This window comes from Chromobacterium phragmitis (assembly GCF_003325475.1).
GTDB classification, from domain to species: Bacteria; Pseudomonadota; Gammaproteobacteria; order Burkholderiales; family Chromobacteriaceae; genus Chromobacterium; species Chromobacterium phragmitis.
In genome coordinates this window covers 3018952-3030855 of record NZ_CP029495.1, presented here as the reverse complement: position 1 = coordinate 3030855, position 11904 = coordinate 3018952, and the positions used below count along the sequence as shown (strand labels likewise).

The 11904-nt window shown below is 62.3% G+C and carries 7 protein-coding genes and 1 CRISPR repeat array; all 7 genes read right to left on the bottom strand.

The window, feature by feature from the left end:
* Positions 1 to 10: 10 nt before the first annotated feature.
* On the bottom strand, positions 11 to 610 hold the full coding sequence (cas6e, locus tag DK842_RS14515; protein ID WP_114062076.1) for a type I-E CRISPR-associated protein Cas6/Cse3/CasE: 600 nt from the start codon (positions 608 to 610) through the stop codon (positions 11 to 13).
* Positions 585 to 1244, bottom strand: a complete 660-nt coding sequence (gene cas5e, locus DK842_RS14510) for a type I-E CRISPR-associated protein Cas5/CasD (RefSeq protein WP_114062075.1) — start codon at positions 1242 to 1244, stop codon at positions 585 to 587. Before cas5e ends, cas6e begins: the two co-directional genes overlap by 26 nt.
* A 1-nt stretch (position 1245) precedes the next feature.
* Positions 1246 to 2382, bottom strand: a complete 1137-nt coding sequence (gene cas7e, locus DK842_RS14505) for a type I-E CRISPR-associated protein Cas7/Cse4/CasC (protein ID WP_114062074.1) — start codon at positions 2380 to 2382, stop codon at positions 1246 to 1248.
* 27 nt (positions 2383 to 2409) lie between these two features.
* Positions 2410 to 2943 (bottom strand): type I-E CRISPR-associated protein Cse2/CasB, encoded by a 534-nt coding sequence (casB, locus tag DK842_RS14500; RefSeq protein ID WP_114062073.1) that lies wholly within the window; start codon positions 2941 to 2943, stop codon positions 2410 to 2412.
* Complete coding sequence (casA, locus tag DK842_RS14495; RefSeq protein WP_232538491.1) at positions 2936 to 4462, bottom strand: type I-E CRISPR-associated protein Cse1/CasA; 1527 nt, start codon at positions 4460 to 4462, stop codon at positions 2936 to 2938. Before casA ends, casB begins: the two co-directional genes overlap by 8 nt.
* A 17-nt stretch (positions 4463 to 4479) precedes the next feature.
* The gene (gene cas3, locus DK842_RS14490; RefSeq protein WP_198414545.1) at positions 4480 to 7227 is read right to left on the bottom strand and encodes a CRISPR-associated helicase Cas3'; all 2748 of its coding nucleotides are present in this window, start codon (positions 7225 to 7227) and stop codon (positions 4480 to 4482) included.
* A gap of 173 nt (positions 7228 to 7400) precedes the next feature.
* A CRISPR array of direct repeats spans positions 7401 to 9453; the repeat unit is 29 nt; unit sequence CGGTTCATCCCCACGGGCGTGGGGAACAC.
* A 164-nt stretch (positions 9454 to 9617) separates the two neighbouring features.
* Positions 9618 to 11870: a glycoside hydrolase gene (locus tag DK842_RS14485; protein WP_114062071.1), complete on the bottom strand. Its 2253-nt coding sequence runs from the start codon at positions 11868 to 11870 to the stop codon at positions 9618 to 9620.
* Positions 11871 to 11904: the final 34 nt, after the last annotated feature.

The following is an 11904-nucleotide window of genomic DNA, read 5'->3' as shown; positions in this document are numbered from 1 at the left end:
CCCAATTCCTTTACAGCGGCGCCAGAGACAGCAGGCCCAACCCCATAGCTTTGGCGTGCCCCAAGCCGGAAGCCATGGCCAAGCGCAATTTCTGCGCATCGTCCACCGCCAGCACCCCGTCAAAGCGCACAGCCTGCACCGTGATCAAGCGACCAGGCTTGCGTAGCCGCCATTGTTGGCTTAGGCCACGTTGCACATGTTGGACCACCGCGCCGGACTTCTCCAGTTGGCGCGCCAACCAAGTCAGCTGTTCCTCCTCCGCCTGCAAACCGTAGCGCTTGCCCTCCCTGGTGACCGTGGGATTGGCCAACAAGCGGAAAAAATAGCGCTTATCGGTCTGCACCAGCGTATCCAACAACAGCGGCTTGCTGGCGACATTCAACAGATGAGAAAGCGGTTGCCAGTTTCCAGGCTGCTCGGACTGGACCAGCACCACAGCCTCGCCTTGCGTGGCGTCATGCCGCTCCAGCCGCCACAGAAAGCGCGCAGGCTTGGCATGCTCATCTGCCGCAAATGCCCGGCACAAACTCCTGTGCATGTCATAAGCGTTGGCCAGATCGCGGCGCGCGGCGGCCTGCCTAGCGTCAAGCCTCAATTGCGTCAGGTACATTAACCACCTCCGGCTTAACAAAACGCGGCCCAAAGCGGCGCTCGGCGAAGGGCGCCACTGGTTGGTCCAAGCGCACCGCGCCTTCGCTTGGATGCTCGCTCATCAGGCGCAAGGGCTGGCCCTTATGCTCGGCACGACATGCCGTCACTCTCGGCCAATGCGCAAGCAGCGCGTGGGCATCTCCGTCCTGAACGCCATGAGGAAACCACACCGGCAAAGATGGAGGCATGGCCTTGCGCCCAAGAGACAAAGGCCACACGGGACGCTGCAAGGCCTGCTGTATGGTTGCCAGCAAACCATGCTCGCCCTCCAACGCCACCAAAAAAGCCGAATCGGCCAGGTAATAGCGCGGACTGATCACCGTGCGTTTGGCGTCTGCCTTACCAGAGGCGAGCAAGACGCCGGTCGCCGTCTGGTAATCGCGCATCAACAGCCCTTCTCGATCCACGCGCACGCTCATTTTCAACGCGGCCAAGTCGTCCAGCGGCTCGGTGCGGTCCCTTCCCAGCGCCGCGCAGATCAGACCCAGTACGCCGGACTTGGATGGCTCCAGGCCGCTGTCGCGCTCATCGAAACGACTGGTCGTGCCCCAGGACTGCATGGGACCGGCCAGCCTCAGCAGCAGCGTGGCCATTTCACATCTCCAGCTTGGCGCGGACCTGCGCCACCACCCAATCGGCAAGCGCGTTCAAGCTGGGCAGCTTTTCGCCTTTGCCCGCAGGCCAAGCGCCGGACAAATCGATATACGCCCAAGCGTCGTTCGCGTCACCATAGATGCCGGACAGATTGCTGTCGTAGTCGGCCAGCGCGGCTACCGATGGCGAGGTCAGCGCTTCGCCGCCGCGCGCGTACACCGGCTTTTCAAAAGCATTGGCCAGATTCAGCGGGCTGGCGTGACGAATGGCCACGCCGATGAAGCTGGGAGGGTTATGCGCGGCAAAGGTGTTTTGCTTGCCGGTGGGAATGGCGCGCGCCGTCGCCAGAGTCAAGGCTCGCAGGCCAGTCAGGGCCAACTCGCCATCATGCTGCAGATTGGCCGCCAGTTTGACGGGGTCCACCATCGAATAGCGGTAGAAGGTGGCGGAATTGAATTCCACCTGCCCTATCATGCCGGCGCCGGTCTCATCCGCGCCGCCCATATCGTCCACTGCGGTGAAATAGTCGAACTCGCGCTCCACGCGATGCGTGCTGATCGCGTGCGCCACCTGGCAGGCGGCATCCTGGTTCACTTCCGGCAGGTCGGCCAGCATTCGCCCAAACAAGGCCACATCCAGCGCCTTGCCGCCATTCATGATGGACTTCGCCTGCTTCACCACCTCGGCCGGCGCGCTGGCCTTGGCGTCCTTCTTGCTTTTTTTCTCGCTGCTGACCGGCGCAGCCAGCGCATCCCAATGCTCATTCACTAGCTTGGCAAAGGCATCGATCTCCTGCTGTCCCAGAAACAGCAGGTATTCCGTCTTGCCATCGTCCTTCACCTTCAGGCCGGCAGCCGCCAGGGCAGCCTCGATGCGGGCATTCACGTCCTCGCTCTCGCGACGATATTGTTCGCTCAATTGCTTGCGCAGCAGGTCCAGCAGCTTCTTGGTGCGCACGCCCTGGTTTTGCGACGGAAAATCTGCGCCCAGCCGAATGGTGCGCTTGAAACACTGGCTGCTGACCCGCGCGCGGCGATAACCGCCAAACACCGCGTCCTTGGGCGCGCCGGTGTCGTCTCGGTTCAGATTGGACGGCGCGAAATTCTGGATCAAATGGAATTCGACAAACAGACTCATGGCTATCTCTCTGGTAATGGAAAAAAATCAGCCTTGCTCGGTTTCATGCTGGCGATAGAAGTCCCGCGCCCAATTGCGGCGCACCTTGTCGCGCGAGGTGGTGCCGTCGTATTGCTCCCTTTGCCAGGGCGACAGCCAATAATTCAGATCCCGCAGTAAAGCCTGGTAGTCCAGTCCGTAACCATCCGCCGCCAGCAGCGTCACCGCTTGGCGCAAATAGTTGGGCAACTGTTCCGGTTCCGCATCCAGCAACGCAATGAAGCGCTTTTCCACGCTGTCGCTTTTCCGGTGCTGCCAAAGTTTGCCGAAGGCGGCGGCTAGGCTTTGGCCTGCTTGATGCCTGGGCAGCAGGGCGAAAAGGCCAGCCGAGACATACAGCGCCAAGCGGAAGCTGTCGTCGGCATGGCTGTCTGCCGGCACAAAGCGCTCGACATAGGGGAATGCCGGCGGGTAAGCGCCAGGCGGGAAACTGGCGCTACGGCGCAAAGCGGCCAGCGCACCTCTATCGCACTCCGCCAACTGCTCCAAATGCAGGATGAAATCCTGCGCGTGCTCAGACATGGACTTGCTCCTCGACAGAAGATTGGGGCCTCAACGGTTTCAACAGCGAGCGGTAAGCCGGCTCCGCCCGCGTCTGTGCGCGCAGCGCCTTGGCTGTCGTTCCAGACTGGCGGCAGACGGCTGCCCAAGCCTGTTCCAAAGCGACGTGCCGGGCATCGTTCCAATGCGCGTCCGCCTCATCTAGACGCGACTCGCCGATCAAATCCAATAAACGCGGCAACTGACGCTCCAGCGCTGAAAAATACAGCGCGGCGGCCGGGCCGTTGTCCAGCAGAGTACGCGCCCGGCTGCGGGTATCCTTGTGCGACTCGTCCGGCATGGAACGTGCCAACAGCGTAGTCGCCGCTTGGCGCAGTCCGGAAAAATCCTCCTCCGACCGTCGCAGAAAATCGCGCAACTCATCGGCGGCTTCCGCTTGTTCCAGCAAACGGCAAGGCAGCACGAAGCGCTCCGCGCGCCAGCGCAACAACTTGGCCTGATCGCTGGCCAAGCCGGCTACCAAGATAGACATGGCCGAGGTTTGCCCAATTGGCTGCCGCAATTTTTCCGCCCAACTCAGCACGGCCGCCGGCAAAGCATGCTTGCCGCCCGCATCCGGCAAAAAGGTCGCCAGATCGCGCCACAGCGCCCGTCCTTCGGTAAAGCTCAAACGCACCAAGCCGTTGCTGCCCATTCTGTAACTGGCCATCGAGTCCGGCGCGTGCTCATCATCGGCCAGCGCCAACCCTGCCGCGAAGCGGATGCGCGCCACTGTCAGGCCATCACCCTCCGGCAACAACAACACTGCCCTGCTCAAACGGGTGTAGCGATCATTAGGCCCCGTCGCCAAGGTAGGCTCGCCCTTCAACGCGCTAATGGCGAGCGGCCCTTTTTCCCATGTTGGCAGGTCCTTCCCCATGTCCGCCGACGCGGGGTGCAGGGCCAGACACAAGGTTTGCGCCAAACTATGGCCTTGCGGCATTGCCGCCGCGGTATTGGCCAACGCGCCGGCCTTGTCCGAATCGCGCAGCGTTTTCACCAGACCACCAGGCGTGAATTGCAGAAAACCCAGCAACTGTCTCAGCAAGGTCGGCGCTGCAATGGATATGGGCGCGGTGTCCACCGCGTGGTCAAACACAACGGGCGCATTGCCGGTGCTGCTGGACAAAGCTATCTGCGTCCACGGTTTGGTTTTGTCGCGGGTTTCTTCCGCCGTAGCCAATGCCGCCACCTGCATGAAGGGAAATTCGGGATGAAACAGGAAGAAGCGTTCCCGCCATTGCTCAAGATAAGCGTGGATCAGATCGGCCGGCAGCCCCTCTCTGTAATAGCCCGCCATGTCACGCGATGACCACTGCCCTTTGCCCTGCGCCAAGGCCCTGTGAAAGATAGCGAGCAGCAGCCGGTATTGCGCGATCAGATTGGGTGGATCGGTTTCTGCCAGACCGCTTATTTCTCCCGCTCGAGCAAACAGTTCGAGCAAGCCGACCATCTCCACCCGGCCATCCAGCCTGCGCACCGGCAGCCAGGGCTCGTCCAATAGATTGAATCTTGCGTTCATGCCTTCTCCTGTTTCGACGCCAGGCCGTATATCAGGCCCAGATTCGGATCTAGACTCACCAGCGTATCGCCCAGCAAGCAGCCTCCGGCCTGCAGCAACAGCGGCTGGCAATGCGCCAGCAAAGCATGTTCCTGCAGCGCGGGAAATAAAGGCTGCTGCAACAGCGCCTGAACCACATCCTTGCGGGACAGCTTGATCTGGCGCGCGTACAAGCGTTTGGCCAGCGCGTCATCTACCGCCTGCTGCGGACTGAATGGCGCGTCATCTGGAGCCAGCCGCCAGTTGCCGTCGACATCCGGCCACAGCGGCAGCGCGGTAACGCCGTCTTCGCCCAGCCGCGTTTTGTTGCGCAGGCCAAGAATGTCGTCCTCATCCGCGCCATGCGGCTTATCCGCGTAGGCATAGGCTGGCTCGGCGTTCGGATCGATGGCTATATGGCTGGCCAACTGGGCCTGGAAGGTCGTCTTTGCGCCGTGGCGAGTCTTGTCCACCATCTCGATCCGGTCTCGCAGTTCTTGCGGCAGATGGCTCAAATCCGGCCACGGCGCGTAAACCGCCTGCACCAGCCTGTCGATATCCAGCGGCAAACGCCAGACAGGCTCATTCAATAAAATGGCCCAAGTCACCAGGCACAGGTAATCGCCATAGATGCTTGCCCATCTGGTCTCTTTCAACTCCGGCAGGCGGTCTGGAAGCAGACCGGCAACCCGCAAATGCGGCGTTTGATGAGAGTGAGGCCGCTGTTCGCGGCGATGGCGATGCAGCCGGCCTGCGCGCTGCAACAGCAAATCCACCGGTGCGAGGTCGGAAATCAGGAAATCGAAGTCGATATCGAGGCTTTGTTCCGCCACTTGCGTAGCGATCAGCAAGGCTCGCTCTGGCCGTTGACCGGAAGCATCCGGCGCGCCAAAAGTCTGCAAGACTTGCCGCTCGCGCAACAGCCTTTCATCAGCGGGGAAACGGGCATGGAACAGCAATAACTCGACGTCCCCCGCCAGTCTTCCCACCAGCATGGTGTACAGCTGCTGCGCCCTATCCACGGTATTGACGATCACCGCGCCGCAGCCGCCCTGCTCCAATGCCGCCAATGCGGCGGCGGCGATGCTTTCCAGCGACTCGTCCAGGCCGGACACCGCGATCGGCTGCTGTTCGCGTACGTTGAATGTCTCGCCCCGCACGCCACCATGGTCCGCCAATACAACTCTTGGATAGGGCAATCCCGGGATGTCCGAGAAATCGATGCTCCAGGCATTCAACAGGCGGGCGCGCCGAGCGTCCGGCAAAGTGGCGCTCATCAGGATGACCGAACAACCCATGCCCTTGAGCCAACGCAGCAAGGCTTCGATCAACGTGCTGGTATAGGCGTCATAAGCATGGACTTCATCCAGCACTACAACCTTGTCTGCCAGGCCCCACAAGCGGACAAAGTGGTGTTTGACATTCATCACGCCAAACAGCGCCTGGTCCACCGTGCCCACACCATACGGCGACAGCAAACCGCGTCGGCGCTGCGCAAACCAGGAGGACGAGCGTACTGCGTCGTCCCCTTCATCTCCCCAGACATTGCGCAGCTTAGCCACCGTTTCATTCATGGCCGCGCCGCCATGCGCTAGCTGGATGTCCAAACGGATGCCATCCGAGAACGCGCGTAAGAACACCAGCGCGCGTTCGAACAGAGCGTTGCCGGTAGCCTGAGTCGGCAGTGCGAAATAGATGCCGCGATGGCCTTGTCTAGCCTGCAGCCGCAGGCTGGCTAGAAACGCCAACTCGGTCTTGCCCTCGCCCATCGGCGCTTCCACCACCATCAAGGCAGGCCCGGCCCCCTCTGCCAGTAGCGCGTCCGCAACACGCTGCAGCGGCCGGGCATCAAGCCGCTGCGGAGCGTTCAGGATGCGGGTCAACAACTCGTCGCAATGGACATCAGGCTGTTGCAGCAAAGCATGTTTGGGCGGCCACCCTAGCTTGTTTTCATCCATCAGGACCGCGCGCGCAATTGTCTGCGCCCCCTGGAAATGTTCGAGCGGCGTTGCGCCGCGCTCCCCTGGCGGAAACCATTCTGAGTTGGAGCCTATCCAGTCGCATACGCTGGTCAGACCGGCCAGCCACTCCACCGCAGTCAACGATAGATCGCAATCCTGAGGCAATTCCGGCGGTGCCACCGTATCCCAATAAACGTCGAACAGCTGCTGCCGCGCCTGCTTCCATACGTCAGGCTCGCGCAAAGGCGCGCCCTTGCGCATATCGACGAAGTTGAAGCCATGATGGGCGCTGACCGCCTGGGCCACGCACAAGGCCCAGGCAAAAGGCGCATCGCGCGCCTGCAACAGCGCAGGTAACAGACTGGCTGTAGCCAGGTCGTGACGATCCTGCTCCAACGCCTTTTCCGGCACAAACGGCAAACCCGCCTGCTCATCCAGCAAACGTCCGTCATCCCATTTCGCCTGAAAGCCAGGCGTGGCTTTGCCCAAATCATGCAAGCCCGCCAAGGCGGCCAGCCATGGAAACGCCGCATGCTCGGGCAGGCCGAAACGCCGCGCCAGCTCCTTTGCCGAAATCCCGCAGTAGTCGAGCAAGGCTCCGGTCACCGCCGCCACATCCAGCATGTGGCATAGCAGACCATGGCCCTGAGCATCACCGCTTTTGGCCCAGAGCTGTCGGACAACAAGCGGCAATGTATTAAAAGTTAAGCTCCTAATCACAATCGCCCCATTAGGCGGAAACAATTCGCTTAAGTCTGACTGCATCGCTCCTCCGGCAGAAATCGGTCAGCACGCTGGACTCTACCCAGGTGCGCAGATTAGCAGCCAAAAACCCCAATGTCATTTCACGCTAAAAGTATCCACACAGCAACTACCAAGTAGCTGTCTCTATTAGCGAAGAGAACTCCGTTTTGCCATTTACTTGCTTTCTAATGACACCGTTCATCCCCACGGACGTGGGGAACACGGCCTGCAATAGGTCCATATCAATAAGACGGCCGGTTCATCCCCACGGGCGTGGGGAACACGAGGGTGGAGATGGTCCCGCGCGTCACGCCAGCGGTTCATCCCCACGGGCGTGGGGAACACATCAAATATGTGGAACTGGCAGATGCAATTGACGGTTCATCCCCACGGGCGTGGGGAACACTTCATACATAATATGCTGCCCATCATAAATTACGGTTCATCCCCACGGGCGTGGGGAACACCTGCGGCGCGAGCAGAAGAGCTCCTCGACTCTCGGTTCATCCCCACGGGCGTGGGGAACACATCTGACGCCGACGCCAGGCGGTCAGCCGCTGCCGCTGGTTCGGTTCATCCCCACGGGCGTGGGGAACACGTTTCCGCCGTCGCGTCGTTTAATCAGAATGAAGGTTCATCCCCACGGGCGTGGGGAACACACCCGCATGATCAGATTCTCCACCAGACCCAGCGGTTCATCCCCACGGGCGTGGGGAACACATGGCGCGCATCGCCCGCGACCTGCTAGCGCCCGGTTCATCCCCACGGGCGTGGGGAACACGGCAAAGCGCGGCGTATCGCTGCGCGTTTTGCTGGTTCATCCCCACGGGCGTGGGGAACACGCGCTGCCGCTCGCCTGGATGCGAAGGGCTACGGTTCATCCCCACGGGCGTGGGGAACACGGTGTTAGCCTCGGCGGCCTGGTGGATGGTCACGGTTCATCCCCACGGGCGTGGGGAACACACCGACGAGGAGCGCGAGGCCGTCGAAATCGTCGGTTCATCCCCACGGGCGTGGGGAACACTTGAAGGAGAACCACCGCCACCTGGCCACGGCCGGTTCATCCCCACGGGCGTGGGGAACACGCTGCACCAGAACGACCTTTTCAAGGAGATAGCGGTTCATCCCCACGGGCGTGGGGAACACGCCATAGGCGAGCGGCCAGCCCATTCGATCAACGGTTCATCCCCACGGGCGTGGGGAACACAGTCGAAGGGGAAGGGGATCGGCATGTCAGCTCGGTTCATCCCCACGGGCGTGGGGAACACGCGACATATCAGCGTGAGACCGTTGATGCCGCACGGTTCATCCCCACGGGCGTGGGGAACACGTTCATTGCCTCGCCGTTCTGCTCTTGCATTGCGGTTCATCCCCACGGGCGTGGGGAACACATCAGCTAGGTAAGAAGGGGGCTTGGTTCCTGCTGGTTCATCCCCACGGGCGTGGGGAACACTTCACGCTATCGCTTAAAAGGACTGATGATAGCGGTTCATCCCCACGGGCGTGGGGAACACAACTTGCCGTTGGAGCAGTGCGACACACCGCCCGGTTCATCCCCACGGGCGTGGGGAACACGACTTGTCGGCAGAGAGCCACAGCCTGGACAACGGTTCATCCCCACGGGCGTGGGGAACACTTGTTTCGTTCGGTCAAGACCGTAGAGCTTGGCGGTTCATCCCCACGGGCGTGGGGAACACGTTTTGTTTCAAAAACAGATCTAAATTCGGCACGGTTCATCCCCACGGGCGTGGGGAACACACGCGCAAACCAACGGGCGCGCGTTGACCTGGCGGTTCATCCCCACGGGCGTGGGGAACACGATCTTTCCAAGCTCGCCACGCATCATCATCTACGGTTCATCCCCACGGGCGTGGGGAACACCAGCAGCATGGCATTCGTTGCCAGGACGCGGTCGGTTCATCCCCACGGGCGTGGGGAACACCCATCCTGTTCCCGCGTGAAAAACCGCTCGCACGGTTCATCCCCACGGGCGTGGGGAACACGCTAACGAAGTGAGTTAGTTATCCAACATGAACGGTTCATCCCCACGGGCGTGGGGAACACCCGGTATGGTAAACATCCCGTTCAAGTTTGAGCGGTTCATCCCCACGGGCGTGGGGAACACGTTTTCGCGGATGAAACCCTGAGCGATGAGCTCGGTTCATCCCCACGGGCGTGGGGAACACGAGATCTGGGCGGCTCCAGAGGCCAATGCACCCGGTTCATCCCCACGGGCGTGGGGAACACACCAATTTCAAACTACTGATTTTTAAAGATAAAAATCCACCTCAAAAATCTACCGAATTTCACCCCGCCAAATCCGCCGCCCGAATCCCAGCGCCAGGATGCCGTTCCGGCCGGATGGGATGCCCCTTCGCGGCCGAAAACAACATTGGCATTATCCTCGCGACTCAAGCCCCGGCGCAATCTCCCGCTTTCAGCAAGCGTCCCGGCTGGCCGGCCAGCTCCAACCAAGCGCTTTGCGGCGGCAGGGTTCGCTCGCCGTAGGCGGCGGGGGCCACGCCGAAGTTGGCGGTGATCCGGCTGCCGTCGGCGAAACGGGTTTGCTGCAGCGTATGCTCGGCGTTCAGCCAGGCGAAGCCGGTCAGCGGCTGGGGGGCCAGCTTTTCATGCGCCGGCCGAAAGGCGCGGTCCGCGCATTGCAGCTGCGGCAACCTGGCCTTGAGGCTGGCGGCGGACAGGTGGAACAAGGGCGGCACGTTGTACAGCCACTGCGCCAGCAGATTGTCGGCGTAGGCGTTGGAGAATTTCAGGTTGTCGTACAGCCAGTGGTTGGTGGTGATCACCGAGCCATGGAATACCGCCTGGTATAGCGGCAGCCGATACGGCGCGCCGTAGTAAAGATCGCGGTACGGCTGCTTCAGCGGCACTTTCTTGAAGAAGGTTTCCGGCTGGTCCGCCGGATACCAGCGGCCCAGAAAGTAAGGCGACTGCTTGTTTTTTTGCAGATCCGCGTCGCCCCAGCCCATCACCGGCACCTGCATGCCATGGGCGAAGGCGATGCCCCGGCTGGTGGCGGCGTTGCCGTTTTCCGAGCCCACTGGCAGATGGTAGGCGTCCGCCACCCATTGCATGGATTTTTCATTGCCGGCCGCCATCTCCGCCTTGCCGGTCTGCCGGCCCGCCGTATAGTCGTCGAACACCATGCCGGTGGCGTAGGCATCCAGAAACCAGCTGTTGAAGCCCGCTGCGGCATGCAGCGCACGGGTGCGCCGCTGCAGCGTGTCGCGCACGCAATCCGGGTTGGTGTAATAGCCGGACTGCTGGAAACCAGCCTTTTTCTTGCCGTTGGCCAGAGTGACGCCGCATTGGCGGTAGACGGCCTCTCCCTGCTGGGCGGAAAGCCAGTCTTCGCGGTAGCCTGGCTTCAGCGCGGTTTCATAGGAATCGTAAGCCGTCACCAGATAACCGGCGTCCACGCCCGCCTTCACCGCCTGCGGCTGCCACAGCCCGCCTTCCCAATTGTCCGCGCCCAGCCACAAGCGCTTGAGGCCGGCCGCCTGCAGCGCATCCATCGTCTTGCGCGACAGGCCGCCTCCCCAGCGCGAGGCGTCCGGCTGCAGCGCCGCGCCGAACAGCCGCTCGATCCGCGCGCGCAGTCGCTGGTAAGGCGCGGCCATCCTGGCCCAGTCGGGCTTGGGGACCAGCCAGCCGGCGCGGGCCTCCGCGGTCAGCGCCTGGTTGACGGCCTCCATCAGTACCCGCTGCTGGTAGCGGTCCGGCTTGGCCTCGGCTTGGCGCAACGCCTTGGCGGCTTCGGCGTCGAAGCCGCCGCGCAGGCTGGCGGCCAACGGGTCCGGCCCGCGCAGCAATTTGAGAAAGGCCGGCCAGTCGCGCACATCGGACGCGTCCAGCAGCGTGTTGCCCCACAAATAGACATGGCTGGCGCCGATCAGCTTGGCGGTGTCCGGCTGCGCCTGGATCTTGTCGGCCAGCGTCTGGTAGCGGCCCTTCGCTTCCAGCCATTGCTTGTAACGCTGGGCGCCGGCCAGCAGGTTGTCGTCGCCCAGCTGCAGCAGCAGCGTCATCGGCCGTTTCTGGTTGAGAGCATTGAATTCGTGGCTGAGGCTCAGCGCCAGGTTCTGGCCGTCGGCGCGGATGGCCAGACGGTTGTTGAACGGCTCCAGCAGCAGCCAGTGCAGGCTGCGGCGGCCATAATCCATGCCCCACAGCGGCAGGCTGAGGTTTTCCGCGGTGTCCAGGCCGTCACCGGCGAAACCGGGCAGAAAGTCGCGCCACAGCTTGCTGCCAGCCGGAATATAGCTGCCTTCGGCCAGGGGCAGCAGCAGGCCTTTGCCCATGGCCGCGCCCGGCTGGCGCAGCAGCTCCACGCCGCCGGGCGCGGCGGCGTTCAGGGTCAAGGTCAGGTCCCGGCCTTGCAGCCTGGCCTGCCAGCGGTAACGGCCGTCATCCCATTGCCAGTCCGCCGACTGGCCGTCCTGGCGCAGTCCGCTCACCTTGCGCGCCGGCACGCCCGCCGATACCGTCCGCGCCGGGTCGCCCGCCGCCGCCGCGGTCAACGCCAGCGTGGACGGCTCCAGCTCCACTTTCCAATCCTGGTTTTGCAACACCAGTCCGGCCCAGGCCGGCAGGGACATGCCCAGCGCCGCGGCCAACGGCAGCATTCGAATCACGCGCTTCATTCCTTCTCCCGCAAATCGGTCGTTTCGATAGGCT

Excerpts from the sequence above, each read along its gene's own strand:
- cas6e (WP_114062076.1), bottom strand. The coding sequence starts at position 610 with ATGTACCTGACGCAATTGAGGCTTGACGCTAGGCAGGCCGCCGCGCGC.
- cas5e (WP_114062075.1), bottom strand. The coding sequence starts at position 1,244 with ATGGCCACGCTGCTGCTGAGGCTGGCCGGTCCCATGCAGTCCTGGGGC.
- cas7e (WP_114062074.1), bottom strand. The coding sequence starts at position 2,382 with ATGAGTCTGTTTGTCGAATTCCATTTGATCCAGAATTTCGCGCCGTCC.
- casB (WP_114062073.1), bottom strand. The coding sequence starts at position 2,943 with ATGTCTGAGCACGCGCAGGATTTCATCCTGCATTTGGAGCAGTTGGCG.
- cas3 (WP_198414545.1), bottom strand. The coding sequence starts at position 7,227 with ATGCAGTCAGACTTAAGCGAATTGTTTCCGCCTAATGGGGCGATTGTG.
- DK842_RS14485 (WP_114062071.1), bottom strand. The coding sequence starts at position 11,870 with ATGAAGCGCGTGATTCGAATGCTGCCGTTGGCCGCGGCGCTGGGCATG.